The organism is Phycisphaerae bacterium (genome assembly GCA_035275405.1).
Classification (GTDB): Bacteria; Planctomycetota; Phycisphaerae; order UBA1845; family UTPLA1; genus DATEMU01.
In genome coordinates this window covers 89,754-116,659 of sequence record DATEMU010000015.1, presented here as the reverse complement: position 1 = coordinate 116,659, position 26,906 = coordinate 89,754, and the positions used below count along the sequence as shown (strand labels likewise).

The 26,906-nt window shown below is 61.9% G+C and carries 19 protein-coding genes; 9 read left to right on the top strand and 10 right to left on the bottom strand.

The window, feature by feature from the left end; translation table 11 throughout:
* The first annotated feature begins 11 nt into the window (after positions 1–11).
* Genes VJZ71_18255 through VJZ71_18215 form a run of 9 tightly spaced genes read left to right on the top strand, consistent with a single transcriptional unit; the run spans position 12 to position 14,943 of the window.
* Positions 12–2,360: a BatA domain-containing protein gene (locus VJZ71_18255; protein HKQ50024.1), complete on the top strand. Its 2,349-nt coding sequence runs from the start codon at positions 12–14 to the stop codon at positions 2,358–2,360.
* A gap of 9 nt (positions 2,361–2,369) precedes the next feature.
* The gene (locus VJZ71_18250) at positions 2,370–4,841 is read left to right on the top strand and encodes a vWA domain-containing protein (protein HKQ50023.1); all 2,472 of its coding nucleotides are present in this window, start codon (positions 2,370–2,372) and stop codon (positions 4,839–4,841) included.
* 9 nt (positions 4,842–4,850) lie between these two features.
* A complete protein-coding gene (locus tag VJZ71_18245; protein ID HKQ50022.1) occupies positions 4,851–7,085 on the top strand; it encodes a hypothetical protein in 2,235 nt (744 codons plus the stop codon).
* 2 nt (positions 7,086–7,087) lie between these two features.
* On the top strand, positions 7,088–8,686 hold the full coding sequence (locus tag VJZ71_18240; GenBank protein ID HKQ50021.1) for a hypothetical protein: 1,599 nt from the start codon (positions 7,088–7,090) through the stop codon (positions 8,684–8,686).
* Between the two features lie 60 nt (positions 8,687–8,746).
* Positions 8,747–9,823 (top strand): hypothetical protein, encoded by a 1,077-nt coding sequence (locus tag VJZ71_18235; protein ID HKQ50020.1) that lies wholly within the window; start codon positions 8,747–8,749, stop codon positions 9,821–9,823.
* Entirely contained in the window at positions 9,820–11,046 is a 1,227-nt protein-coding gene (locus tag VJZ71_18230; GenBank protein HKQ50019.1) for an NPCBM/NEW2 domain-containing protein, read from the top strand. Before VJZ71_18235 ends, VJZ71_18230 begins: the two co-directional genes overlap by 4 nt.
* Positions 11,047–11,051: 5 nt before the next feature.
* Positions 11,052–12,740, top strand: a complete 1,689-nt coding sequence (locus VJZ71_18225) for a trypsin-like peptidase domain-containing protein (GenBank protein ID HKQ50018.1) — start codon at positions 11,052–11,054, stop codon at positions 12,738–12,740.
* Positions 12,737–13,792, top strand: coding sequence for a trypsin-like peptidase domain-containing protein (locus tag VJZ71_18220; GenBank protein HKQ50017.1), 1,056 nt, complete (start codon positions 12,737–12,739; stop codon positions 13,790–13,792). Before VJZ71_18225 ends, VJZ71_18220 begins: the two co-directional genes overlap by 4 nt.
* Positions 13,789–14,943, top strand: a complete 1,155-nt coding sequence (locus tag VJZ71_18215) for a trypsin-like peptidase domain-containing protein (protein HKQ50016.1) — start codon at positions 13,789–13,791, stop codon at positions 14,941–14,943. The genes VJZ71_18220 and VJZ71_18215 overlap by 4 nt, the downstream gene beginning before the upstream one ends.
* A 22-nt stretch (positions 14,944–14,965) precedes the next feature.
* Here VJZ71_18215 and VJZ71_18210 read toward each other — a convergent pair whose 3' ends face one another.
* From VJZ71_18210 to sixA, 10 genes are all read right to left on the bottom strand, one after another.
* Positions 14,966–15,754, bottom strand: a complete 789-nt coding sequence (locus VJZ71_18210) for a type II secretion system protein (protein HKQ50015.1) — start codon at positions 15,752–15,754, stop codon at positions 14,966–14,968.
* A gap of 143 nt (positions 15,755–15,897) precedes the next feature.
* On the bottom strand, positions 15,898–17,478 hold the full coding sequence (locus tag VJZ71_18205) for a hypothetical protein (GenBank protein HKQ50014.1): 1,581 nt from the start codon (positions 17,476–17,478) through the stop codon (positions 15,898–15,900).
* On the bottom strand, positions 17,468–18,880 hold the full coding sequence (locus VJZ71_18200) for a sigma-54 dependent transcriptional regulator (GenBank protein HKQ50013.1): 1,413 nt from the start codon (positions 18,878–18,880) through the stop codon (positions 17,468–17,470). Before VJZ71_18200 ends, VJZ71_18205 begins: the two co-directional genes overlap by 11 nt.
* A gap of 90 nt (positions 18,881–18,970) precedes the next feature.
* Complete coding sequence (locus VJZ71_18195; protein HKQ50012.1) at positions 18,971–20,344, bottom strand: ATP-binding protein; 1,374 nt, start codon at positions 20,342–20,344, stop codon at positions 18,971–18,973.
* A 382-nt stretch (positions 20,345–20,726) separates the two neighbouring features.
* Positions 20,727–21,785, bottom strand: coding sequence for a hypothetical protein (locus tag VJZ71_18190; GenBank protein ID HKQ50011.1), 1,059 nt, complete (start codon positions 21,783–21,785; stop codon positions 20,727–20,729).
* Between the two features lie 199 nt (positions 21,786–21,984).
* Entirely contained in the window at positions 21,985–22,797 is an 813-nt protein-coding gene (locus VJZ71_18185) for a thymidylate kinase (protein HKQ50010.1), read from the bottom strand.
* A complete protein-coding gene (locus VJZ71_18180; GenBank protein HKQ50009.1) occupies positions 22,794–23,492 on the bottom strand; it encodes a thymidylate kinase in 699 nt (232 codons plus the stop codon). The genes VJZ71_18185 and VJZ71_18180 overlap by 4 nt, the downstream gene beginning before the upstream one ends.
* The gene (locus VJZ71_18175; GenBank protein ID HKQ50008.1) at positions 23,483–25,042 is read right to left on the bottom strand and encodes a Ppx/GppA phosphatase family protein; all 1,560 of its coding nucleotides are present in this window, start codon (positions 25,040–25,042) and stop codon (positions 23,483–23,485) included. Before VJZ71_18175 ends, VJZ71_18180 begins: the two co-directional genes overlap by 10 nt.
* Before the next feature lie 193 nt (positions 25,043–25,235).
* On the bottom strand, positions 25,236–26,171 hold the full coding sequence (locus VJZ71_18170; GenBank protein ID HKQ50007.1) for a CHAD domain-containing protein: 936 nt from the start codon (positions 26,169–26,171) through the stop codon (positions 25,236–25,238).
* A gap of 237 nt (positions 26,172–26,408) precedes the next feature.
* Complete coding sequence (gene sixA / locus VJZ71_18165; protein ID HKQ50006.1) at positions 26,409–26,906, bottom strand: phosphohistidine phosphatase SixA; 498 nt, start codon at positions 26,904–26,906, stop codon at positions 26,409–26,411.

Here is a 26,906-nt window from a genome sequence, read left to right as displayed (position 1 = left end):
ACGGTGTCGCCATGTTTAGCTGGCTCTCAGCATTCCTGTTGAATCCCGCCCTGGCAGTCGGCGCCGGCGCAGTGGCCAGCCCAATCCTCATCCACCTGCTTTCCAAGCGCCGGCTGCGGCGGGTTCGCTGGGCGGCGATGGATTTTCTCCTGGCGGCGTACCGAAAAAACCGCCGGCGTATCCGCCTTGAACAACTCATCCTTCTGATGTTGCGTTGCCTCGCCGTACTGCTCATCGCGTTCATGGTCATGCGGCCGTTTCTGCGTTCCGGCGCGTTGGGGGCGTTAAGCGGCCTCGGCGGAAGGACCGAACGGATTGTCGTCATCGATGACTCCTATTCCACCCGCTATGTCAGCCCTCGCGGCGGCGCGGGAGGCCAGCCGGTCTTTTCGCGTCTCAAACAGGCCGCGGGCCAACTGACCGATCGCATCGCCGAGGATTCGCCCGCTGACAGTCTGACGCTCGTCCTCACGAGTCGTCCACGGCAACCGGTCGTCTCGGTGCCGAGCCTTTCGCAGGACAACGTTCGCAAAGTGATGGAGCAGGTCGATGCCCTTTCGCCGACGGAGGGCGTGTCGCGAATGCCGGACGCCCTTTCAGCCATCGCCGACCAAATCGGCCGCACACCGACGCAGGCGAATCACGCTATCTATGTGCTCAGTGACTTTCAACGATCCGATTGGCCCGCGACGGGGGACACGCCGACGAGCCAGACCTCAATCTCCGGCGACGCTGAGGGTCCCCCGGCTGATCGCGGCCGAACGGTTCCTTATGTGCTCATTGATGGCGCGATGGACGCCCCGCCGATCAACATTGCCATCACGGACGTCAGCAGCGCACAAGCGAAAGTCGTTGCCGGCGTACCGGCGCGATTCGAGGTCGCCGTTGCCAACTTCTCCGATCGCTCCCTGGATCGTGTCGAGTTCAGCCTGCGAACTTCGCGGCACACGCTCCCGCCGGTGCTAATCCCCACCCTGCCGGCCGGCCAGACGGTCCGCGAGCCGGTCGAAGTGGTGTTTGGGCAGGAGGGCTCGGACTATCTGGAGGCACGGTTGGTCGGGGGCTTGAAGGCGGCCGACGGCGTCGCATTGGACAACATTCGCATCCGCGCGGTCGAGGTCGTGCCCGCGGTGTCGGTCCTCATTGTGAACGGCGAGCCGAACACCGATCACCTTCGAGATGAGACCTATCTCCTGCAAACGGCACTGCGTCCGGCGGGCCGCGCGGCCAGCGGCAACGAGCCGACGGTCATTGAAGAGCACGACCTGGAAGTGGTCGATCTGTCGGCGCACGACGTCGTCATCCTCGCCAACGTCGCACGCATCACCGCCGGGGCGCAGCGAAAATTGGAACTGTTCGTGCAGGCCGGCGGCGGGCTCGTGATATTTGCGGGCGATCAGATCGATCCCGACTTCTATAACGAACGGCTGTACAACGGCGGCCGCGGGCTGCTCCCGGCCGCCGTCAACGATATCGTGACCGCGCCGGCCGGAGGCGAGCCGTTTGCGTTCGGTAGTTGGCAGAGTGGTCATCCAATCCTGCGCGATTTCGTCGATCCGCTGGCGGGTGTGCTGCGACAGGTGCGTGTGTATGCGTTTCTCGGTACCCGTCCGGAGATTGCTGCGACGACGAGGCCCAATGGAAATTCCCGGGGCGAGCCGCTGGATCGCGGTGTTACCGTTCTCGCGCAATTCAGCGACGCCGACCGTTCGCCGGCCATCGTCGAACGGCCGTTTGGACAGGGGCGATGCCTTCTCGTAACGACGAGCGTGGACCAGGAGTGGAACGACTGGCCGGCGAGCTTCAGCTACCTGCCGCTGATGCTCAAGATCGTTCAATACGCCGCGCGCCAGACATTGTCGGAGAGTAATGCTCTTGTGGGCGCACCGCTGACCTGCCCGATCGATCCTACCCAATTTATGCCGCGCGCCGCGCTGCGGACACCCGCCTACCCTGTCGAGCCGGAGATCGCATTGGAGGTGACGTCGACGACCACGATGGCGTCGACCCAACCCGCGCCGACGCAGGGTGCGGCCCCGCACCTTGCGGTCGTGCAAACCACCGCGACGTCCAGGAGCGGCGTTTATCAATTCGACCTGCGCCGCAGCTCCGGCGATGTCGTTTCGCGCTTCGCCGCGGTCAACCCGGACCCCCGTGAATCCAACCTTGCCCAGGCGAGCCGGGAGGAGCTGGAGGCGGTGTTCGGTCCGTCTGGATTCGAATATGTACGCGATATCGGCGCGTTTACCGCGCAGGCGTTCGACCCGCGGACGGAGTTGTGGTGGCCGATCCTGATGGCGGCGCTGGTGATCCTGATGCTGGAACATTCGCTGGCGTGGTGGTTCGGGACGAGGGGATAAGTCAATCGAATGATAACACTCCTATCCCAAATCCCACACATCGAGCGGATTGAATCCCGCGTGGAATTGGCGCGCTGGTCCAGTGGCAACGCGCTACTCGTCGGCGTCGCCCTGGCCGTTGTGGCGCTGTACGCTGTCGCCTGGATGTATCGTCGCGAGGCCCGCGGGCTGGTGACGCCGCGCCTGCGCTGGGCGCTCGTGGCGTGCCGCGTGTCCGTCCTTTGCCTGCTGGGGTTCATTGGGCTCGAACCGGTGCTGGTGAATTACGTCCATCGCCGGCTCGATGCGTACACGCTCGTCCTCGCAGACGCCTCCGCGAGCATGTCGATTCGCGACTCCTATCGACAGCCGGAGGATGCAGCGCGCATCAAAAGAATAGCCGCCGCGCCGACTGAAAGTGGCATCGTTCGGGCGACGTTGGAGGAGACCCTGCTCGCGCGCGGGGATCAAGGACTTTTGAATGCGTTGTCTACCCGAAACAAGGTCAAAATGCTCCCGTTCAGCGACCAGATCGGCGACGATCAACGCGATTCGGGGACGACCTCCGCTCCCTCCACGGACGCCGTACGCATTCGTCCCGAGGGACCGGCGACGGATGTCTCCGCGGCGATTCGCGCGGGTATCGATCAATTGGGCGGATTGCCCGTCGCGGCAGTCGTGCTTCTTTCCGACGGCGGTTTCAACCGCGGTGAGCCGCCCGAGGTCGTCTCCCGAATGCTCCGACAGCGGGGGGTCCCCTTGTACGCCGTGGGCGTGGGCGATCCCGCGGAACCGATCAACGTCGCGGTGACCGAGGTCAGCGCGCCCCGCACGGCATTTAAGAACGATCCCTTCAGCGTCACCGTCAAGCTCACCGCGCAGAATACGGGCGATCAGCCGATTCAGGTGGAATTGCTGGAGCGGCGGGTCGATTCTCCCGATCCCGCGAAAGTGGTGGCGACGCGTTCGGTGCCGCCGGGGGCCGACGGAATCGTCCCCCCCCTGTCGTTCGAGCGCAAGGTCGCTGCGCCCGGCGAGGTGACCTATGTCGCCCGCGCCGTCGCGCTATCGAACGAGGCGATCGCCGCCGACAATGAACGCGAAATCCTCTCCGCTGTGCAAATCCTCGACGATCAAATGCGCGTGCTGGTCATCGCCGGGTCCCCCACGTACGACTATCGGTTTCTGACGCGGATGCTGGAGCGTGACGCGACGGTCGATGTTTCCACCTGGCTCCAATCGGCTGATGTCGGCGCGGTTCGCGACGGCGACACGATCATCACCGAGCTACCCACCAAGCAAGAAGACCTCTTTCAATACGACGCCATTCTGCTGATCGATCCGGATCCCGAGGAATTCGAGCCGGTGTGGGCGAGCCTCGTGGCCTCGTTTGTCACGGACCACGGAGGCGGCCTTCTTTACGCGGCGGGAAATAAGTATGCGGGGCGATTCTTCCGTTCCCCCAAGTCGCAGGCGATCCTGGAGCTGCTTCCGGTCGCACCGGAACCCGATGCCGAGATTATTCTGAATGAACTGGGGCAATATCAGGTTCGCGCGTGGCCGCCGCTTATTCCGGAGACGGCGCTGGGCGATCCAATCCTGCGGCAATCGGATCAATCTGCAGAAAACCGCATGATCTGGTCGGCGCTGCCCGGCGTCTATTGGCACTTTCCCGTGCGTCGCGAAAAGCCGCTGGCGACGGTGCTGATGCGCCATTCCAACCCGCGCATGGTGAACGCTTTCGGACCGCCTGTCCTCATGGCCACGCAACTGGCAGGCGCCGGTCGCAGCATGTTCCTGGGCCTCAATTCGACCTGGCGGTGGCGGCGGGACGACGAGAAGTACTTCAATCGGTTTTGGATCCAGTCGCTGCGCTTCCTCGTGGAGGGCAAATTGCTGGGCGGGCGAACACGCGGCCTGATTATTACGCCGAAGGAACAATACGAGCTGGGGGAGTCCGTCGCGATCAGCGTTCGCGCACTGGACGAGTCGTTCAACCCCTTGACCGCGCCCGAACTCGAATTAAATGTCGAACGCACCTCGGGTTCGAATGCCGACCTCGAATCACTCGACGGGGACACACTGCGCCTCATTGTTTTGACGCCAATCCCCGACCGGGAGGGCTATTATCAAGGCCGCTGGGCGCCCTCTGCTTCGGGTCAGTATCGATTGAGCCTGCGCTTGCCCGCCAGCGGTACGACGCGACCCGCCCACGAGGAACGGCCGGTCCAGAAGGAGATCTCGGTCCGGCCTTCCGACATCGAGATGCGGGATACGGCGTTGAATCGGAGGGCACTGCAGCGATTAGCGGAGGCCTCCGGCGGGAAATACTTTGATATTGACGAGGCGGATCGCCTGGCGGAGTTAATTCCCGACAGCAGCCGCAGCTTTGTGACCCGCGAGCGGCCGCGGCCGCTTTGGGACAATGGCTACGTCCTGCTGGCGATTGTCGGCATTCTCAGCGTCGAGTGGATGCTTCGTAAGAGAGCAAAACTACTGTAAGTCCCAAGCATGTCGCAAGCTTCGATTCAAATTGGCCCGCCGAACGCGCGACGGTCCCTGATCGCGCCGCTTGATCGTTTGGGACGTACGCTCAAGCGCCGAGCCGTTGTGCAGGGCTTTTGTCGCACATTGGCGACCCTCCTCGGTGTCGTCACGGTTCACTTTGGATTGGACCGGCTGTTGCTGTTGGGCATCGGACCGCGTGCCGTGCTCGTTGTGGTCGTCGTTGGAATTGCAGCGTATCAGCTCTGGACGGCGGTCGGCAGCAGCCTCTTCATGCGCATTCGGGCCACGGATGTCGCGGCACTTCTGGAACGACGCTTCCCCGCGCTGGACGATCGCCTGGTCTCCGCGGTGTCGTTCCTCACCGGTCCGCCCCTTCGGCCGGACAGCGATTCACCGGCGCTGGTCGGCGCTGTCGTATCGGAAGCGGCGAATCGAATGGCGACGCTGAAGACGCGCGAAGTCCTGCACCAGGCGCGACACTCGCGGCTTCTGCTTGTTGGATTGGCCGCGCTGCTGATCTCCGTCGCTGCCACGCTGGCGATGCCCGACACCGTCGCGACGTACCTGGCGCGCAATTTCGGATTGCAGGACCTGCCCTGGCCGTCGCGGATCGTGCTGACTCTGGAGGGATTTAGAGATGGAAAACTCCGCTGGCCGACGGGGGATAATCTGATGCTCGTGGCCCGAGCGGAGGACGAAATCCCGCGCGGTCTTCGCGCCGAGTTTGAGGTCACCGGAACGAGAGGCCCCTTGCGGGACATGATTCAGCATGGCGAGAATCGATTCGTCCTCGATTACGGCCCGCTCCAACAGTCGATGCGGGTACGCTTTTCCATCTGGCGATTCGGCGTGGACGAAAAAACCCAGTGGTATGACATCGAGTCCGTCGAGCGTCCCTCCGTTAAGGAAGTGCACATCGAGATCATTCCCCCGGCGTACACGGAGCTGCCTCGATTTACCCTGGCGACCGGACAGACGTCGGCCGATATTCTGCGCGGTTGTCGATTATCGCTCTCCGCCACCGTCGGCAAACCCGTCGTCAAGGCCGCGCTGCGGACTGCCAACGGCGTTGTCACGGAGGCTGCGATCGAATCCCATCGCCGCCTTCGCGCGGAGTTCCTTCCCACCCGAAGCGGCACCTATTATTTCGACCTGGTGGATGCCGAGGGGCTGACCGATCTGAACCCCGTCACGTATTCCTTTGTCCTCCAGAATGACCCTCCGCCCAAGGCACGCCTCCTGTTGCCAGGGGCGGGCGACATGTTGACACCGGAGGCCATTCTCAATTTGGACATGGAGTGTGAAGACAATCTGGCCTTGCGCGATGCGTCCCTCTTGCACCGGGTTGAGAAACAGACCGCTTCGAACGCGACGCTGCAACCGGCGATGACGAACCAGCCGCTTGCCGACCTCGAACCGAAACAGGCCCGGTATTCTCGAAAAGACGTGCTGCCCGTCTCGACGCTGGGCGCGAAGGCCGGCGACCAACTGACGCTTCAACTTCAGGCACGGGACTATCAAACGAGCGCCGAGGACGGGGCCCGTCCTGGGAAGACGCCCGCGGCGGAGCCCTCCAGGGCGGCGGCCCAGGTAGGCCTGGGGGAATCCCAGGCATACCGCTTCCGGATTGTGACACCGGAGGAGCTGCTCGCGGAACTCTCCCGCCGGGAGATGGAGTGGCGGCGGGAATTCGAACAGGTGATCAAGAGCCAGGAACAGATCGAGAAGCGCCTGCAGGACCTCAGCCAACCCACCGCCGCGGCGCCGACCTCGACGGAATTAGTCGCGCGGCTGGGCCCCGAGGAGCGGGCCCAGCGGCAACAGATTGGCCGCTTACGGACCATTGCCCGGCAATTCGAACAGGTCCTGTCCGAACTGGAGATCAACCAGCTTGCGTCTTCATCCGTGCGTCGCCGGCTGGATGGCGGCGTCATTCGGCCGCTGCGGCGGCTGATCGAGACGGATGTGCCTGCCGCAGCGGAGGGGATCGAGCGGCTCCAGGCCGCGTACACGGCGGATCGGGCGGACGAAGTGCAACAACAACAGCGGCGGCTCGTACAATCCATGTACGCGGTGCTGGCGAACATGCTAAAATGGGAAGGCTACGGCGAGGCGGTCGCGGCATTGCGGGACATTATCCGCCTGCAGGGGAATCTCAATCGCGAGACCCAGGAGCAACTGCAACGCGAAATCGAGCGCATGTTCGGGGAGCCGCCCGCGAGTCAACCGAAAGACTGAATATGAGGCCGCCGGTTTCAAATCGCCATGACTACGACTCCAACGCGGCACGACGGGGGTTGTGGTGCGTCGCGCTGCTGCTGAGTTCGTGCACGTGGGTAACAGCCGATCAAACGACGACAGCCCCCGCGGACGCCGTGGAACCCTCGGGCTCCCTCTCCGACCAGCAAGCGATCGTCCGCGATCGTGTGTCGCGACTGGAAGACCGCATGTTCTTGATCAGCCAGGCGCTAAAAAAGGCGGAACCGGAGAAGGCCGCCCAGCTCATCCAGACGCTCGGGACTTCGCGGAGCCTCTTGATCCGGCAGAAGATGGAGGAGATTTCCGAGAAGCTCAAGTCCAACCAGTTCTCCGACGCGGTGGACGGTCAAAAGGAAATCGCGGCCGACCTGCAAGTCCTGCTGAAGATGCTGCTGGAAGACCCGGAGAAACTGGAAGATCGCAAGGAGGAGATCAACCGTCTGGAGGCCATTCAAAAGAACCTCGACGACATCATCAAGGAGCAATCGAAAGAGAAGCAGGATGCCGAAGCCGCAGCCCGCGAGCGCGGCCAGCTTCCGCCGACGACGCAGCCCGCGTCGCAACCGACGGAGTCGCCCCGCGGTGAATCGGCACCGAAACTCGATGAGCAATCAAAGTGCCAGAAGGCAACGACGGAAAAGACCAAGAATCTGCTCAAGCAGATGAAGGGGCCGCCGAAGGCAGCGACCCAAAAGAGCGAAGGCAAACCTCCGGACAAGAGTGAAGACCCGAAAGACAGCGGAGCGCAAGACAGCCCGCCGCAGGAAGATTCGCCGGGCTCACAAGACGTTCAGGAGGCCGTTCCCTCGCAGGAGCAGGCGGCGGAGAAACTGGACGCCCAGGACCCCAAAAGCGCCGCCGAAAAGCAATCTAAGGCACTTGAGAAGCTTCAGCAGGCCCGCCAGGCGTTGGAGGAAAAACTACAACAACTTCGAAAGGAGCAACAGGAACAATTGCTCGCCGCGCTGGAGAGCCGATTCCGGGCGATGTTGACGCGGCAACTCGAGTGCAACAAGGCGACCGTTCGGCTGGCAGAAGTCGGCCGCGATAATTGGTCGCGCAGCGACCAACTCGAACTGGTCGAACTGTCGCAAAAGGAAAATTGGGTCTCGGAGGAGGCCGACAAGGCGCTGTACATCCTCAAGGAGGAGGGGACGACTGTTGTTTTCCCGCAGATCGTCGAGCAGGTCCGCGATGACGCCAAGGATGTCTCCGATCGGCTGGCCGCGGCAGATGCCGGCGAGCCGGTTCGCCAGACGCAGGAAGCGATTGCGCAGATGCTCAGGGAATTGCTGGAAGCCATCGAAAAAAAACAGGCCGAGAACGACGCCCCCAGTGGCGATGCGGAAGACCCGGAGCAGGGACCGTCGCCGCTTCTTCCGGGTTCGGCGGAACTAAAGCTTTTGCGGGCCTGCCAGCTTCGAGTAAATCAGGCGACTCTTCAGGCCGAAAAGGACCGGGCCCGCGAGGGTGGCGACCACCATGAGTTGGAGGTCCGTCTCGAAAAGCTCGCCCAACGCCAAAAACAGGTCCACGACATGGCCAAGGCGATGCACGAAAGCCTCACCAAGCCGCAGTGATGCCCGCAAGGGCGTTTTTTCGATGCTATGATGAGTATGATGATTCGAGACCGGCTCCGCATGTCCACCGTATTGGCCCTAGCGGCCGTCAGTCCGGCTTTCGCGGCGCCGGAGTCACCGCCCGTCAAGTCCATCGGGCCCTTGCCCGAGTCGCGGCCGGCTGTGGCGCCGGTCGTGCCGCCCGAGGAAGTCATCGCGGCGTTTCTGAGTCACGTTGGAGCCTCCGACGCCTACGACGCGAAGGCGCGGGACTTTGTGGTGAAGTCGCGTGATTCGGCCCTCGCCGACGGGCGCGGCGATTTCATCAATAACTCGCTGGCCGTCCTATCGGAGCCATTCAAGATCGGCCTCGACCTCTTGGCCTCCGAAAAGCCCGACAAGGCGGCCGACATCTTTGACGCCCTTTCCAAGGACGAGGACCCCTACCTGGCCGTCGCCTCTGCCTCGCTGGCCGCCACCGCGCTGATCGAACTGGAGCAGATGGACCATGCTTTGGAGATACTCGATCGCGTTCGCGAGGCGCACGATCCCGTGGACCGTTACACGCTGCAGCACGACCATTTCCTTTTCATGCTCGGCTATTGCCGAGTCCATGCCCTCCAATACGAGGATGCGCTGACGGCGCTGACGGAATTGCTCGCCCGCTACCCCGCCGCGCCGGATCGCCTTCGCGTCACGGCGACGCAAATCGTCACCGAACTATCGCGGCGGAGTCCCGGCGGCATGGGCGATGTTCGCGACCTGCTCAACTACGCGAGACGGCGAATCCACCTGGGCGAAACACATGAGCCTGTTACCGTGCGCCAAAAGGAGGCCGTAGAATTGTTGACCGCCATGATCGATGAGGCGGAGAATCAGGAAAAATCGAAGGGCAAGGGCGGCGGAAAGAAAGGCGGTGGAGCGCCCCAGGGCGGTAACAAGCCCGGCGGGGCGACGCGCTCGACCACACCCGGCGGCCAATCGCAGGTCGGCGAACTCCGCAAGGTCCGTGCGTCTCCCGGCGAGGCCTGGGGAAAGATGCCGCCGCGCGAGCGCGAGGAGATTCTGCAGACTCTCCAGCGCCGCTTTCCGAGCCAATACCGGGAATTGCTCGAACAGTATTACCAGCAACTGGCCAAGGACGCACCCGCAAAGTGATCGGCCTCTGCACGACGCTATTACTCGTGATGGCGGCGGACCGACCGGCGGCCGCCACGCAACCGGCCGCGCAAGTCCTGACGGTCGAGGGCGCCCAACTCGATATCCAGATCGATTCGATCCAGACTGACGTGTTACGGTACCACACACCCAAGGGAAGCGGGGAGATTCCCCTGTCGAACCTGGAACGCGTTATGCTGAATTCGACTCCCCAGGAACCGAATGCGCGCTCCGCAGGGACGTTCTGCACTTTTTACCTCACCGATGGTGGAGTGCTGGAAGGCGTCCTGCTAAAACCCGAGGACGAGTCCGGCCGGGACCTGCGCGTCGATGTCGGCCTTAAAGAGCCGCTGGTACTGAGACTGGACGCATTGGCGGGTATCCGATTCGGCCGGCCTAACCATGGCGCCGCCGAGGCGGAATTTGATTCCCGGCTAGCGCAGCGCGCTGCGGGCCGCGATCTGCTCGTGGTGCCGCAGGGGTCCAAGGCCGTCGTTCTGCCGGGCGCGCTCGAGCGCCTCGAACCTGATCGATGGACGTTTCGATTCGGTGACAAGCTGCAGGTCGCATCACTGGATAAGGCGTTCGGCGTGGTGCTCGGGGGCGTCAGGCCTCCTTCCAAAACCGGTTCCGCCACGCTGAACCTGGCCGGGCGTAACCGAATCGTCGGGCAAATCCGTTCCGCGGACCACACGTCGATTGCGATCGATGCCGGACCATTGGGTCAAATAAGTCTCCCCTGGGACGCGGTCTCGACGATCGCCCTGCGGAGCGACCGCGTCGTTTATGTCTCCGAGCTGGAGCCATCCACAACAACGCAACGATCGCTGTTCGACGTTTCCTGGCCGCCCCGCCGCGATACAAGCGTGACCGGCGGCCCCCTTGTCCTGAACGGGCGGAGCCACTCCAGGGGACTCGGCGTACACGCCGACACTATTTTGTCGTACAAGCTTGATGGTGGTTTCGATCGGTTCCTCTCAACGATCGGCATTGATGACAGCGCCGCCGGCGGGGCCGCCGTCTTTCGAGTGCGCGGCGATGACCGTGTACTTTACAAATCCGACGTCATGACCGCGCGTGAATCTGAGTCCATCGCCGTCGACGTGCACGGGGTACGCGAACTGACTCTGGAATGTCTCGCCGGGCCGGAACTCGATCTGGCGGATCACGGCGATTGGGCTGATGCGCGGTTGATCCGCGCCTCGGCGGGACCGGCCGACTAAAGCGAATGCACCGCAAATGCGAATGGCGAATAACGAATTGCGAATACGGGAGTCCATGCGCGCTCCGGGTCGCTTCACTCTTTGCACTTTTTCATTTGCTGTTTGCTTCGGGCGCCGCCGCATCTCCCGCGCCCTCGGTTCGCGCGGCCGAGGCCGCCCGTATTGAACTTATCCAGCGACTTTCGCCTTCCGTCGCCAGCCTGTTTACAAAGGACAACCATATCGGCGGCGGGTCGGGAGTCATTATCGATGCCGAGGGGTACGGGCTGACCAACTTTCACGTCGTCGCGCCGATGCTTCCCCAACGTCTGGGCGACGTGGGATTGCACGATGGCAAACTTCGAGAGATCGAAGTCCTTGGCATGGACCCCGGAGGAGATGTCGCCGTTTTTCGCTTCACCAAGCGAGAGTCGTTCACCGCGGTGGAGTTCGGCGACGCCAACGACCTTCGCATTGGCGATCCCTGCGTCGCCCTCGGCAATCCATTTGGCCTGGCCGACGATTACACACCCACCGCGACGCTCGGCATCGTTTCGGGATTGCACCGATACCAGGCAGGGACCCGTGGCGCGCTGACCTATTCCGATTGCATTCAGGTCGATACGTCGATCAACCCCGGCAACTCCGGCGGCCCGCTCTTTGACCTGAACGGCCGTCTCGTCGGCATCAACGGGCGCGTCGCCATCGAGGAGCGCGGGCGGGTCAACGTCGGAGTCGGGTTTGCCATCACCATCAACCAGATTCGACGCTTTCTTCCGGCCCTTCGCGCCGGGCTCTCACCGGCCCACGGATCAGCCGGGTTCATCGCCGCCGATGCGGACGGTGGAATCGTCATTGACCAGGTCGAGGATGGCTCGGTCGCGTATCGCGCCGGAATCCGAAACGGAGATCGACTGGTGCGGTTCGCCGGCGTCGATATCCAAAGCGCTAATCATTTCCTTTCGCTCCTGGGAACGTTTCCCGCCGATTGGCCCGTGGAGATGATCTACCGCCGTCTCGAAAAAACCGAAAAGGTCCGGTTTCGTTTGGATGCCCTGCCGCTTCCTGATCTGACGCGAGGACGGCAAAGTCCCGCCGCAAACCGCTTCGATCCCTATGCCGAGACTGCCGTCACCCGAAGCGCCAATCGCGAGGCGGTACGCAAGGCCTTGAAGTCGTATGCCCGGGCGATGGGCGGGGCCGACGGTCTCGACGATATTCAGATCCTCGTCTATCGCGGGAAGAGGTTTCTCGTTTCCAAACCGGGTGATGCGGGAGCGGCCTTTGCATTCACCCACCAGCGGCCTGCCAAAGTTCAAATCGAGCCGACTGCCCCACCCGACGCGATCGAAGAGGCGATACGCTGGCGGCTCCTGCAAGCGGCGGCGGACAAGCCCGACCGGGACTGCAAAGTGGTGGGTGGGGACGAAATTCGCGGGAATATCGCGGTCGTGATCGAAGACAAGATCGGCACGGATTTTTCATTCACGGCCGCTTTCGATGATGCCAATGGCCGCTTGCTGGCCGTCGAATTCAACCACGCGACCAGTGGAAAGCGAGTCCGTTACGAGTACGACGACTATCGGCGGGTCCGCCAGGGCCGGTCTTCGACCGGCGCGCTGAAGCTGCCCTATCGCCGCTGGACACTCCTGGACGACACCCCGTTCGCGGAGGATCAGTTTGAGGTGATCCAGATACAGGAAAAACCGCAATGACGCGGCGTTACCAGATCATTCTGGCTTTGGTGTTCGCCATCGGCGTCACCTTGGTCACCATTGCTTCGACCGTCGCCGTCGGCCATTCGCCGGGTCTATCCACCCGCTCGTCGGAGCACCCGCTAACATCAGTTTTTGATCGCGCCAGCGCCGCGGTCGTGAAGCTTTATGGACCGGGCGCAGGCCGTGAGCACGGCTACGGCACGGGCGTCCTGGTCTCGCCGGACGGACGTATCGTTACGGCCTTGTCGCTCATGGTCAGCACGGGCAAGGTGCAGGTCATCCTGGCGGACGGTCGGCGACTCGACGGAAAGCTGGTGCGGTCGGACGAGAACCGGCAGCTCGCACTCCTCAAGATTGACGGCGGCGACTTGCCATTTCTTGCCCCGCACGCTTCCAAGCACCTTCAGATTGGAGACGCCGTCGTCGCCCTCGGGAATTGGTTCAAGATCGCCGAAGGCCGCGAGGCCGTGTCGATGAACCGCGGGATACTCAGCTTTCACGGCCCCGTCGCCACGCGCCGACTCGCGCAACAGTTCGATTACGCCGGCCCCCTGCTGATATTCGACGCCATCACGGCCAATCCCGGAGCGGCGGGTGGTCCACTCCTGGACTTGAGCGGGAACTTCGTCGGCCTGGTAGGCAAGATCGTCGAGGCGGAAAACACGTTCACGCGAATCAACTTCGCGCTTCCCGCCGAAGAACTCACGGCCTTCCTCGGTGGCGAGGTGGCATCCCGCCCAGCGGGGACCAGCCCCGATCGACCTGCCAGCGTGGAAGGCCAAAAGCCCTATATTGGGATCAAGCTTGCCAAACTCGGTTATCGCCACGTCTCCGCCTTCGTGGATCGCGTTCGCCCCGGCTCGCCCGCCGAAACCGCGGGTGTGCGGGCCGACGACTTGATACTCGCTATTGACGGCCGGCGAATCTCCTCGGCTGAAAGCTATGAGGAGGTCATTCGCGAATTGGTGCCCGGCCAGTCCGTACCCCTGACCATCAAGCGCGGCGCGCAGTTGATTACGCTGAACGTCACCGTCGGAGCAGAGCCATGAGCGCGACCTTCATGCACGCCCTGGTGGGACTAGCAGGTGCCGCGATTCACGCGTCGCCCGATGCCGTCGAACACGCTCGCGATCTGGGACAGGCCATTCGCAGCGCCGTGGAAACCGTCGCCCCATTCGTGGTTACCCTGGAGACCGTCGGCGGTGCACAGCCGGTTCGAGAAGGCGGGCGCGGACGGATGGAGGAGCGGTTTCGGCTCGCTGACGGGCCTACCACGGGAATCATACTCTCCTCCGACGGTCTCATCCTGACCAGCAGCTTCAATTTCGCTCGCGAGCCGACCGTGATCACAGTCACGCTCTCGGACGGTCGCCGCTTCGTCGCCAAGCTACTCGCCCGCGATTTCATCCGCCGCCTGGCGCTCGTGAAAATCGACGCGACAGACCTTCCCGCGGCGCAGTGGGCGGCGCGCACGGACGTCCGGGTCGGCCAATACGCCATCGCGTGCGGTCGGGCGCTGGGCGGAGAGGTGCCGTCGGTTTCCCTGGGCATTGTCAGCGCGGTGGCCCGCCGCAATGGCCTGGCCATGCAAACCGACGCCAAGACATCCCCTGTCAATTACGGCGGCCCGCTGATCGACATCGAAGGGCGAGTGCTCGGACTGATCGTGCCCATGGCCGGCGCCGGGGGTCAAATCGAAGGCGTCGGCTGGTACGATAGCGGGATCGGCTTTGCGATCTACAAGGACAAGGTGGATGCCGTGCTTGCCCGCCTGACGGCGGGCGAGGTCATCGAACCGGGCAAGATCGGCGTCCTCCTGGGGCCGGACGAGGAGGACGCAATTCCGTTTCTGGAGGAGCTGTTTCCGCAGGCCCGCGGCGTCCGGATCGAGGCCGTCGCCGATCCCTCCCCCGCGGCGCAAGCAGACCTGCAACCCGGCGATATCATCATCGCGCTCGAAGGCCAGCACGTGGGCGATCTTCTGAGTTTGCAGCGAAAGCTGAGCGATCGTGCGGCCGGAGAAGAGGTCACCATTACCCTCAAACGCCGCTGGCAGCGCATCGACATTAGGGTGAGGCTGGCGCGACCATCGGAAATCGGAAACTTCCCCGAACCACCCCAACCAGAGCCGACGACGACTCAGCCCTCCGCGGATGAAGAGAGCGATCCACAACCGACGAGCCGTCCCTCAACGGATTAGGCAATTCGCAGGGAATCGGGCGTCACATCTCGGGTTCATAGTCCCAGCGCCACCATGGCTCCTGCGTGGGCTGGCGCGAGGAGAGGACGTGGCCACCGATGAAGGCGACATTCATGCTGCCGCGATGACGGAAGGAGGGGATCCAGTATCGTCCCGACGAATAGATGTCGGGGATGTCCTGGCGCGCCAGCGGCGGCGCGCTGTAATAGGGAATGACATTGTTGGCGGCCGATTTCTCGCCATCGACGTCAAAGACGAGGGGGACATCGGCGTAATTGAGAATTTTTTCGGTCACGTACGCGTTCTGCGGGAACGCGCGGTCGTCGATGAATCGCGTCGTCGTATCGAGCCGGCGATTAAAGCCGACGCTGATATTTTTTCGGGGACCAACCGCGCCGCGGCTGCAGGGGACGCCCGAGCGGCGCTCCAGCGTCGCCGGGCTCGCCGGGCAGGCCAACGGGAGCGTGCGAGAGTCGATCGTGACGCGGTCTTCTGTCGGGTCATTCCAGAATTCGTCGACCTGATAAATGGACTCCTGGAAATCCTCAAGCCGGAATTGTCCCGCGGCAAATTGGTCGCTGTCGCCGCGCCGACCCGCGCCGCTTTCGCTCGCAAAGTCCATAAAGCTCGTCGTAATCGTGCGCAAGCCCGATCGACATTTCAGATCCATCGCGGCGTGGCGCCCGGAACTCAGCGCAGGGATCAGGATGGCAGAAAGCAGGCCTAAAACGCTGATCACGAGTAACAACTCAATCAGCGTCAGGCCCCGACGCGGCGTGCCGCCGCATGGCCTGTGTGTACGATTCTCCATGCCGTTTGACACCCAGCCACGGCCGTGTGTACGTAGGCTCCGAATCTGTGAGCTATCCTAACCGATCCCTCGTCCAAAAAACTAGGGGGTAAAGATATTACCTACTGCCAATCTTCGATATTTCCTACGAGGTACATCCCTCGCTAGGGGAAGGGGTTAGGGCTTCGCACACCTCCTGGATCGAGGAGCGTATCCGTAAATACCGCGATATCCGCCCCGTCCAACCGAAAATCGGCATTCATGTCCCCCCGAGCCTCGGGGTCGGCCCCCTCGTGGTCCTCCTGGTAGGCGACTGGATCGATGAGAGCCTGCGCAAAATCGTCGACATCCCAAAAATCGAGGTCCCCATCGAGGTCCATATCCCCTCGAATGGAGAGGTCCGCGGGATGCACGAGCCCGTCGTGGTTCGTATCAAAAAGCGAGAAATTTGACGCAAAACTGCTTAGCGTGATCCGGCCGTTAAAGGGATCGAGGTCATCGTCGGTCCCCGGTAGGCCGTCGTGGGTCCCGAGATAGTCGTAGAAGGAGGCCGAGTCGAGTCCATCCACGGTACCATTGCCGTCGAAATCGCCCAAGCGAGGATTCGGCCACACATCGGTCCAGACGAAATAAGCATTGTCTGGCTGCGGTGCTCCATAGGCGGTCCCTACCAGGACCTGGATTCGCCACGCGGCCGGGGAAAGGTGGTTGGCCACCGATTTGAATTCCCACTCGGCCAGGAGCTGAAACTCGGGGTTCAACCGGTCCAGATATGTAGCGTAGGTGGCGGAGAATTTGAGATCACTCAAGGCCTCCTCCATCGAATGCTGGTTGTCGGTGCAACCGTCGATCTCCTCGACCGGCGTGGAGGGGCCTTCTATTGCCGCACACGCAGCGTTCGTCAGCGGATAGACGAGGGAAATCGTGGTCCGGTCGGTTTGAGCATTGTGGCAAAAGCGAAGTTGTACGGTCGGCATGTATTCACCTTCTGCGTACGGGCACATGAAGGCGAACTCCTCAAACCCGTGGGCGCGATGAAAGAGCCGTCCTTCCACGAGCCAGGTTTCTCCGTCTTCAAAAATTGCCGGCTCGCCGCCCGGTCTTTCTTCAAGGATCGTAATGGCGTTGATATCTTCGGCGACGAATGCGAGGTGAAACTCCTCGCCGCAGCGATCGACGTACGGCGCCGTCAGCACATTTTGATCAAAGGCGGACTGATTTTCCGCCATCCGATCCGTGAATTGCGAACCCTGAGGCCGGCCCCCGAAGCGTGCGACATTTCCCAGATACCGGAATTCGGGATGGGCTAATTCACCGCCCGTGGTCACGTCCACGTCGACGTCCAACTCGATCCATCCAAACACGGGATTGGGACCATATTTGAACGGTGCGTACTCGGGGTAATCCCAGTCGAAGCCCAGCGGACCGGGCGGATTGACGACTCCGGAAAACACCATGTCAAAGCGCAGGAACTCACCGTTGTACGACCAATCACCGCTGAAAAGGTCGTCGGAGGGCGCGCTCGGCGCGAATCGCCCCAGCCTCATTTGCGCGAGGTCGGGCATCCCCTGGGTTTCGGGATCACATGGCCCGTCGGCATCGTCGTCTGTGAGGCGAATCACGGCGTCGGAGGCCGGATCATTGACGATTTGACTTGCCGCGCCGGTTGCGCGCACCTTGGGACTTGCAAGCCCGAAGCTCGCGCACGCCAACAGGACGGCAAGTTGTCGCCCGCTACTCCTCATGGGGCACGGCGTCCGCATGCTTGTGGAGCCGATACCGAAGCGCCTCGCGCGTAATACCCAGAATCCGAGCCGCTCGGCTCAGGTTGTGACCCGTAAACTCAAAGGCCGAAGTCAGGAGAATCTGCTCAATTTCATCGAGCTTGGGCTCGGCCTTTTCAAAATCTACCCGCACCGTCCTTCCACCGGGCAAGTCGATGCGAATATCGCCTCCGTGGCTCGGGCCGGTCAGGCGCAGGTCTCCGGATTCGATGACGTCGCCGTCCACTTGAAGGACGGTGCTTTCGATAAGGTGGCTAAGTTCGCGGACATTGCCCGGCCACTGGTAACGCGTCAGGAGGTTCATCGCTTCAGAGGAGAGCGTCTTGGCGGTGAGCCCGAACCGACGGCAATGAGCAGCCAAGAAAAACGCCACCAACGGCAGGATATCCTGCTTTCGATTGCGCAGCGGCTCAAGCTGAATCTCCACGACGCGGAGCCGGTGGTAGAGGTCCGCCCGGAACTGACCCGACGCAACGGCCCCGTGCAGATCGCGATTGGTCGCCGCAATGACGTGGACGTCGATGGAGCGGGTTTCCGTCGATCCGACCGGCCGGATTTGCCGCTGCTCGACAGCCAGAAGCAGCTTCGCCTGCGTCTCCGCGTCGAGATGTCCGATCTCATCGAGGAAAATCGTCCCGCCATGGGCGACCTCGAAGAGTCCCCGCTTGGCCTGCGCGGCGCTGGTGAAGGCCCCGCGCGCGTGCCCGAAGAGCTCGGACTCAAACAGCGTCGGCGGCAGGGCTGTACAGTTCACGTGGATCATGGGTCGTGACCGGCGTGGACCGTGATAGTGAATCGCTCGCGCCACCAGGTCCTTGCCGGTGCCGGTCTCACCCGTGATCAGCACGGTCGGAGGATTCGGGAGGCGGAGGGCGTCGCTGCGCGTCAAGCGGCGGATCGTTTCCTTCAAATTTCGAATGGCGTCGGATTCCCCGATGATACGGTCCAGTCCGCTGGTCACTTCCTCGCGATTCCGAAGAAAACGGAGGTTGTCGCTCATCTGCTGGTGGTCCAGCGCGCGGCTGACCACGATGGACAATTCCTCCAGGTCGACGGGCTTGGTCAGGTATTCGTAGGCTCCTGCGCGCATGGCTTCAACGGCGACCCGTTCGCTACCGTGGGCCGTGACGACGATGACCTGCATGGAGGGCTCATCCTCCTTGAGACGGGGCAGCAGTTGCAGCCCGTCGCCGTCCGGCAATCGAAGATCGAGAATGATCACGTCCGGTGCGAAGGAGCCGACCGTCGCCTCGGCGTCTTTCGCGCTATGGACCATCGCGACTTCGTAACCCGCGGCGGAAAGCTTTTCGCGAAAATTCTTCGCGAGCACCCGCTCGTCCTCAACTATCATAATTCTTGGCATTGCTCATACTCCCCGAATGCTTCCGTAAAGTTGACCTGACATCCAGCTATCCCGTAGGGCCGCCTTCGCATAGCGACCCGTTGAACACCGTTACGCCGCTGACAAATCTCCATCCGTTGTAGGTAGCGATACCACAAACTTCGCCCCGCGAGGCGAATCGGCCAGAACGACATCGCCGCCATGCAGGCGCGCGATCCGCCGAACCGTGGCCAGACCAATTCCCGTCCCGTGGGGTTTGGTCGTAAAAAACAGATCGAAAAGCCGCCCACGCGCTGACACCGGCACTCCTTCGCCGGCATCCTGGACGGTGATCTCTGCAGTGCCATTGTGAACCGGCCGATCGCAGCGGACCTCTATCGGTTGACCCGGCGGCGAATGTTCCATCGCATTGGACACGAGTTCGATCACGAGTTGTTCGAGTTGAAGCCGGTCGCCGCGGACCGAAATGGCCACTTTGGGTAATGACCGCTGCAGGAGGAGCCCCTGCCGTTTGATCTCCGGCTCGATCCCATGAACCGCTGTCGACACCACGTCCTGGAGATTGAGTAGCTGGAATCCTTCAGCATGAACCCGGGCGATCCCTAACAGACCGGTCACGCGGTCGGCCAAACGCTGGCCTTCGGAAAGAATATCTTCCAATCGCCGGCGCGATTCCTCATCGAGCCGGCCCATTTCAAGGGTGAGTTCGGCCGAACTTTGAATCGCCGCCAAGGGATTGCGAATGCCATGCGCCACGCTGGAGCACAGCTCGCCCGTCGCTGCCAGCCGCTCCCGACGTTCCTCCTGGACCCGGCGCCGCTCGGTTTCGAGGGCTTCGCTGGTTTTTTGCAGTCGATAGCCGATCCAGAGCAGTCCGAAGAGAAACACGACGCCCGCGGCGATGAAATATCGTTCCCGCACCATGCCCGCCTGAAAGTTCTCCTCGTGTTCATCGAGGATGTTCCGCTGTTCGGCGCGGGTGCGGTCCGCGAGGATTCCGATCTCCCGAACGGCGGTAAGCTGTTCTCGATCCATTCGCGACATGGCCTGAGCCGCTTTCATCAGATGAGTCCGTTGCTGCTCCCCGCTGACACCCGGGGCCTCCAGTTGCTCAAAGTTATCGAAGACGGTCCGCGCCGCTCCCGCCATCGCCTCGATCCGCGTTTGCAGCGAGCCGACATCCAGAGCGCGGGCACTTTCCGACTTCAGCTCTTCGTCCAACCTCGCGAGGGCCTGCGCCAGGCGACGTCGTTCGAAGGCCACATCGTGGGAGGTAAAGACGTCGTTGCCGGGGGCGCTCAGTTCGAGAATGCCCTGTTCGATTCGTTTGAACCAGCGCGGTTTCTCGTCCAGACGTGCCGCGGATTCCAGAAGCTTGCCCGCTCGCTGAAACGACTCGCGATGGAGTTCCAGTGAAAGGAGAATGATCCCCGCCATGCAAATCGTGAAAACGATGAAGAGGTGATGCCAACGAAGCCGGATCATGAGAACGCCGCTCGCGTTGAAATTCCGTGTAGCGGAGGTTGGAACCGTTGGGGTTCCATGCATGCTGTGTGTAGAAATACACGGACATTATGTGCGAACACACACAAAAACGCAACCCTGTTAGTCAGTCAGCGACACACAACTTCTATTCACAACTTCCTTGATTACCATTTGTTACGATGATTGCACCTTGCAAAAGGCCTCATAAAAAGAATGTAGTCCCCCTCCCTGTAGGCAAGATGTGTGCCATCCACCGATATATGGGCCAGTTTTTATTGGGTCTTTGCGTGTACGACAAACGATGTAGAAAGTCGTAAATCATGCCAAGTGGAGGGACTCCTCCTTGAGAGCAAATCAAGCGAAGCGCCATTTGAAATGGTGGCTAAAACGTCGGGTTGTCCGGGAAATCCGCAGGCCAGTCAGTCGCGCCGCCGCTCGAGGCCGGGAGGAAGTCCATGTTCGACGGGTCAATCGAACCGCATTGATCGCCAGGGACCGGCTCGCATTGCTCAAGCGAGACACAGAGGCCGGTGACCAGAACGTTCGGAGTTCCAAGGGCTTCCGTGTTGACGAGCGCTACGCGCGAGCCGCGGTTCGTCCGCCCGGCATAGCGCAATTCCGAGAACAGGAAATCGCTATCGGCGATGGTCGTCGTCGAGCGAACCGTCTTTTGAACGGTGTTTTCGGCCAGCGTCTCCACATCGACGCGATGATGGCCGGCCGAAGCGTCGACGTTAACGCGGAGCCGCCCCACCGTGTACGCCTCGTTCCACTTGTGCATCGGATTCGTCCGGTCCCACTGAGCGTGGACTTTGAAATCCGGGTTGACCAACGGATGCACCACGCCCGGCTGCAAAAAGACCTGGCCCGCGCCGGCATTGTCCGGCGTGGCGCGCGTTGTAATCAACCCGCAAAGCCAGCGCGAGGGCGTACCGTCGTCGGCCAGAACCCAGAGTCGAATGGCCACCGGTTCGGTGTCGAACTGCCCCGAGCCGTCGGCGGTTCCGTCGCCATCGATGTCGAATGCCGAGAAATCGGCTTTGTACTGGACCACCCGATCAGAAACTTCGAACGATCCTTCCAAGTGAGGATTGGTCGGGGCGACGAGGTCATCATTTATCGCGGCGGCCAGTAACAGACCGCGATCGAGAAGCCGATGAAACCCGTGCAGGATCGCGCCGGCCGCATGACAAACCCGGGCGTGTTCACTTGGAAACACCCGGTCTTCGGCGGCGGATTTGGCTGTATCCGGCGCGACGTCGTCGTCCGGGAATTCGGAAATGTCCAAAGTAAGGCCAGACGGAAGGACAGAGGCGCCTGGAGTCGGCTCATCGGAAGGAACGCCCGGAAGTAAAAGACCCTGACATCCGATCGCCGCCAACACTCCCAGTGCCGGGATCCCTCCGCACCGCTGAATCAATTTGTTTCGTCCTCGCAGCATGTTGCACCTCTCCAACAGAATCTCACGCCTGCGCGTCCCGAGCCTTCGTGGGCGCGCTCCAAGGACTGAACGATCAACGGGCCTCGGTATTGCCGACCCTGGAGTTAATATCGATTAAGAATAGGAGCTTTGCCGGAGTGGGCTGATAACGCGGCGTTGTGCCCAGAATCAAGCAAACGGTGAAAGAGCAAAGCTGCTGTTATCGAGCCGCCGTTTGGGGCTCCGCCTCGGGGACGATGAGGGGTGGAGGCGCCGTAGCGGACGCGCCGGCGGGAGGTTGCTCGTTTACGTTTGCTTTTCGCTGGCCAGGCCAATCCAGGAACTTTCGACCGGCGAAGAAAGTCGTCACGATGTCGCGTAACTTTGCCTCGATTTTCTCCGGTTTCATGGCCGCGTTGACGACGTGAAAACCGAATTCCATAGCGAGCTTGTTATATTCGCGTATCAGAAGGGTTTGATACTGCTTGAAGCAATCGTAGGGGTCATCGCCGAGCGCCAGGTCCATTCCTGACTCAAAATAGTCGACGACTCCCCGGGGGATGACCCGGCGTATGAGCGTTGCAACATCGATTTTCAGATAGAGGACAAGATGCGGGATCGGCGCAAATCCGAACAAGTCGCGCACCCATTCGCGTTCCACGCCACGGACGACGTCGCGAGCCAGCGCCGTGAAAACATAGCGATCCGCCAGAACGACGAAACCACTCCTCAGCGCCGGGAGAATCTCCTTCTCCAGTCGATCTGCGAAATCCGCCGCGTAGAGCAGGGAATACGTAAACCGATTCAGAACTCTCCCCTGCTTGGCCTGTGTGATGGTCCGGCCAATCAAGGGGCTGCGCGTCCAGCCCGTCTCGATGACGCCGTACCCCTGCACCTCCAGCCACTCGCGCAGCTTGACCAGTTGCGTGGTTCGGCCGACGCCATCCGTCCCTTCCAGAGTGATGAGCACGCCGGGATAATCGGTTTTCTCGACGTAGGGCAAGCCCTTGCCAAAAAATTGAAGCTCGCTCATGCAATCCTCGGTTTGCGGTGGTAGCGTTCGAGATGCGACAGAATGACCGATCGTACCTGACGCTGCTGCTCGGCGATGCTACCCGACGCATCGATGACTTCGAAGTCGTTTTCAGGGGCCATGCGGTCGTACTCGGCGAGAATTCGCCCCTGAAACAGCTTGAAGCTCTCGAACGGGTCGGTGTGCAGATTGAGATCCATGCCCGCCTCAAAATCCTTGAGCGTGGGTCGGGCCATGGTGATTCGCCGCAGCGCCATGTCGATCGGCACACGGAAATAGAACGCCACGTCCGGCCGGGGCGCGAAACGATACACCTTGCGGACCCATTCGCGATCGCAGCCGCGGACATGATCGCGGGCAAAGGCGGTGAAGACGTAACGATCGGCGAGAACGATCATCCCGGCCTTCAGAGGCGGGAGAATATTGCTGACCAAGCGATGGGCGAAGTCCGTGGCATGAAGCAGGCTGAATGTCGTGGGCGTCAGGATCCGTTTTTTCTTGCCCCGCTTGGTGGTCTTTTTGACCAGTTCCGCGGAGTTCCATTCCGTGAAGAACACGCTATAGCCCATGCTCATGAGCCAGCGCTCCAGCAGGTGAATTTGCGTGCTCTTTCCCGACCCGTCGATGCCCTCGACGATGAACAGCTTGCCGGGAAAACGATGGGGGGATGCCAATCCATCGAGCATTACGGACATGTCTGCAGCTCCTTGACGTTCGATGCCAGGCTCACGGCGACCTGCACTCCGTATTCGCGCTCAAACAGCGGGCACTGCCGTCGCGCCGTCCACATTTCCAGCTCCATGTCCTTTCCGCTGTGTACCAACACCTCCACGCGATCGGCATTAACCCGGCAATCGAGCGCGTCGGCGACGCTGTAGTGCGTCCGGTCCAGCGCATTCGCCAGACGGATAATCGGGATCAGCTTGCAAACGGCGTCCCGACCCTCGCGGTCAAGCTGCTGGTAACTGTAGTGTGATTTCCGCGGCCAGGCTTTGCGATGATACCGCGCGATGTTGGCGATGATCTCGATTTCCGGTTCACTGAAGCCCTGAAGGCCGCCATTGCGAATCAGATAGTAGGAGTGCTTGTGGTGCCCTTTGTGGCTGATCATGTAGCCGACATCGTGGAGCAGGCACGCGTAGCTCAGCAGATCCCGATAGCGATCGTCGAGATGGTGAAGCGCCGCCAATTGACCGAACAGCGACAAGGCCAGTTGCTGCACCTGCTCGGCATGGGCCCGGTTGTAACCGCACCGCTCGGCCAGTTGCACGACGCTGCGCGTTCGCGGATCCGGCCACGTCGCCCGGGCGAGAAAATGCGCCCGGCGGCTGGCAATGTGGTCGATGATGATTCCCTCGCGAAGTGCCATGTCGCAATACTCGAATTGCGAAATGTCGAACATTCGAGCCAGGGCCATGAGCGTGGTCGCAGCAGGGAGAATCGTCGAAACGCGCCGCGCCTCCATCCCCGGCACCTTCAGCAGCTCATCACGGCGCGTCCCGATGAGATCCGAGAGAAGCGTCTTGATCTCGGCGCGGCTGACCCGGAGTACGTCCGTGTCCGACTGCTCCTCGCCCCGACGCCGCGTGCAAATCTCCGCAAGGTGCTCGAACGTGCCGGAGGTCGCCAGGCAACGATCGAACTTCCGCCGACCGACCCTGTTTTCCAGGGCCGCCAGCGCCGATTCGACATGCCGACGCAGGGCCTTGATCTCCTCGACGGCCGGCGGGTCTTTCTTAAGGTAGAGCTCCGACAATCGTAGCGCCCCCAGCTTCGCGCTGAACAACACTTCGGGGCGGTTCGCATTTCCGACAATGACCTCAACGCTCCCCCCACCGACGTCGACCACCAGATGGTCGTCGTTGCCAAGGTTGACCGCGTGGCGTACGGCGAGATAGATGAGGCGAGCCTCCTCCTCGGTGCTCAGCACATGCAGTTCCAGCCCCAGGGCGCGGCGCACACGCTGGACGAAATCGCCGCCGTTGCGGGCCTCGCGCACCGCGCTGGTGGCCACTGCCCGCAACCGCCCCACCCCCTTGAGCCGCGCCAGCTTGGCGAACCGCGTCAAGCAGGCGAGTCCGTCCTCCATCGCCCGCTCGGTGAGAACATGCTCGACGAAGCCGCCGCGCCCCAATTGGACCATTTCCTTGTCGCGGCCCAGGATGCGAAAGTCCCCTTCCGGCGAGACCTCCACCATGACCAGGTGAATACTGTTGGTGCCGACGTCGATCGCACCAAACTTCACGGGAGGCGGCTTCCGGACCATCTCGGACGGCCGGCGCGACAGGAAGGCCTCATCTTCATCGTGCGTTTTACCCAGCGGAGGCGGTAGTTCGTCCCCCCAGGGAGAAGCGCTGTCAACCGGAGGTTCGGGAGCCTGCAATTCTGTCGTTTGATCCGCTTCGATCAAGGCGGCCTGGTCCTTTCGACATTGATCCCTAAACGGGAGTCTCAATTGCCGCCGATGCATACGTCACGCCGCTCTCGGACGGCGCCACGGAGCGTTGCAGCGCGAAATCCACTTGCGGCCATTCGTTCAGGATTGCCAAACGTCCCGCCTCGGCGGACCTCGCCCGCTCCGCAGAGTAAGTCAGGAGCCGCGCCGACCACGCCGGCTGCTCCACCAACGAGCTCATTTTGTATGCGATCCGGGCAATCAATCGTGCGGCGACCAGATCGTCGTTCCAATGCCCCAACCGCTCCTGGATCTTGGCGAGGCTGTCAATCAGGCCCTGATCCGTATGAACCTGGGTGTCGCGCATCAATTCCGCCGCATAGCGAAGCCGCTTCACGCAGATGCGTGTTTGGTGCAGGTCGACGGTCTCGGGACGCCGTGGATCGCGCGCCACCAGCCGCTCGGCCCGTCGCAGAAACAGCTCTCGCACCCGACGGGCTAATTCCTCATCCAGACCTTCGCGCGTCAGGTCCCTGTAGCCCTCCGCCAACTTGCCCACACGGCGAGTAAGCTTGTCCGAATCCAGTCGCGCCCACTGCCGCCGGGCGCTGGAAAGCGCCTTCTCGCGCCGCTGGGTAAGGATGCCTTCGACTTGGGCGAGGTCGGTCGGCTCCAGACCACCGCCGGCAGGATTCTCCATCAGCGACTTCTGAAGTACATCAAGATCTCGTACCTTGCGAAGGGCACGCCGAGCCTTGCGCAGTAGTTGCCGTTCGTGTTGGACCTGTTTTCGGCCCAAATCGCGGGCCATTAGTCCCAGCGGCTCCGCCAGCCTGCGTGTGGCGACACGAACGTCGTGAACCGCGTTGACTTCGCCGGCGGTTTGCGCGGCCGCAAGGTTCTTCTCGAATCGCTTGAGCTGCTTTTGCACGTACGCGGCCAAAAGGCCTGCCGTAGTTCGTTCCTCGCCCTCGTTCATGATGGCCACCTCCCGAGCGAACTTTTTTAATCGGCGATCAACTTGCGGCCGATCAAACTGGCCACAAGTATAAGGACGCTGCACTGAAAAGTCAGGTCAAGATTGTGTTAAGAGCGTCCTGAACTACCGAAGGGAACGACAATTCACAGGCTTGGACATGCGGAAACACCATAAATCACAGGTTGTTCACATCCCTGCGGAAATGGCCGGTTGGACCGCGATTCGCCCCTTCCACCACTAAGCAATTTTGCACAGCTGTTTGGGGGTCAAGAGCCAAAGCAACTCTCCAGTACCCCCCTTGGGCGTTTCGTTCAACTCGATGCACCCCACCCCTCCTTTTTTGAAACGAATCGTTGCATCCGATCGCCCGCTGATGAGCATGCCGGCCAGCTCGCCCATGTCCGGTTCGTGACCCGTGAGCAATACCCCCCGCGCTGCCGATTCGCATCTCAACATATCGATGAGTGCCCGCAGGTCTCCGCCCGGTTCAAGCGCGGGGACGATGCGGACCTCTTGACCCAGGCCCCACACACTGGCCACGATCTCCGCCGTCTGTTTGGCCCGAATCAGGGAACTCGTCCAGATCTCGTCGAATTCGACCTTGAGCCGCCGCAGCGCGGAGCAAATTCGCCGCACTTTGTCCGCTCCCTCCGGGGTCAGGGCACGAGCGGCGTCATCAATCCCCAACTCGCCGCGGGGCGACGCGATTCCATGTCGCATGAGGTAAACGAGCAT

What these genes read in the sequence shown, in the direction of transcription:
- VJZ71_18255 (HKQ50024.1), top strand. Translation starts at nt 12, where the DNA reads ATGTTTAGCTGGCTCTCAGCATTCCTGTTGAATCCCGCCCTGGCAGTC.
- VJZ71_18250 (HKQ50023.1), top strand. Translation starts at nt 2,370, where the DNA reads ATGATAACACTCCTATCCCAAATCCCACACATCGAGCGGATTGAATCC.
- VJZ71_18245 (HKQ50022.1), top strand. Translation starts at nt 4,851, where the DNA reads ATGTCGCAAGCTTCGATTCAAATTGGCCCGCCGAACGCGCGACGGTCC.
- VJZ71_18240 (HKQ50021.1), top strand. Translation starts at nt 7,088, where the DNA reads ATGAGGCCGCCGGTTTCAAATCGCCATGACTACGACTCCAACGCGGCA.
- VJZ71_18235 (HKQ50020.1), top strand. Translation starts at nt 8,747, where the DNA reads ATGTCCACCGTATTGGCCCTAGCGGCCGTCAGTCCGGCTTTCGCGGCG.
- VJZ71_18225 (HKQ50018.1), top strand. Translation starts at nt 11,052, where the DNA reads ATGCACCGCAAATGCGAATGGCGAATAACGAATTGCGAATACGGGAGT.
- VJZ71_18220 (HKQ50017.1), top strand. Translation starts at nt 12,737, where the DNA reads ATGACGCGGCGTTACCAGATCATTCTGGCTTTGGTGTTCGCCATCGGC.
- VJZ71_18215 (HKQ50016.1), top strand. Translation starts at nt 13,789, where the DNA reads ATGAGCGCGACCTTCATGCACGCCCTGGTGGGACTAGCAGGTGCCGCG.
- VJZ71_18210 (HKQ50015.1), bottom strand. Translation starts at nt 15,754, where the DNA reads ATGGAGAATCGTACACACAGGCCATGCGGCGGCACGCCGCGTCGGGGC.
- VJZ71_18205 (HKQ50014.1), bottom strand. Translation starts at nt 17,478, where the DNA reads ATGAGGAGTAGCGGGCGACAACTTGCCGTCCTGTTGGCGTGCGCGAGC.
- VJZ71_18200 (HKQ50013.1), bottom strand. Translation starts at nt 18,880, where the DNA reads ATGCCAAGAATTATGATAGTTGAGGACGAGCGGGTGCTCGCGAAGAAT.
- VJZ71_18195 (HKQ50012.1), bottom strand. Translation starts at nt 20,344, where the DNA reads ATGATCCGGCTTCGTTGGCATCACCTCTTCATCGTTTTCACGATTTGC.
- VJZ71_18190 (HKQ50011.1), bottom strand. Translation starts at nt 21,785, where the DNA reads ATGCTGCGAGGACGAAACAAATTGATTCAGCGGTGCGGAGGGATCCCG.
- VJZ71_18185 (HKQ50010.1), bottom strand. Translation starts at nt 22,797, where the DNA reads ATGAGCGAGCTTCAATTTTTTGGCAAGGGCTTGCCCTACGTCGAGAAA.
- VJZ71_18180 (HKQ50009.1), bottom strand. Translation starts at nt 23,492, where the DNA reads ATGTCCGTAATGCTCGATGGATTGGCATCCCCCCATCGTTTTCCCGGC.
- VJZ71_18170 (HKQ50007.1), bottom strand. Translation starts at nt 26,171, where the DNA reads ATGAACGAGGGCGAGGAACGAACTACGGCAGGCCTTTTGGCCGCGTAC.
- sixA (HKQ50006.1), bottom strand. Translation starts at nt 26,906, where the DNA reads ATGCTCGTTTACCTCATGCGACATGGAATCGCGTCGCCCCGCGGCGAG.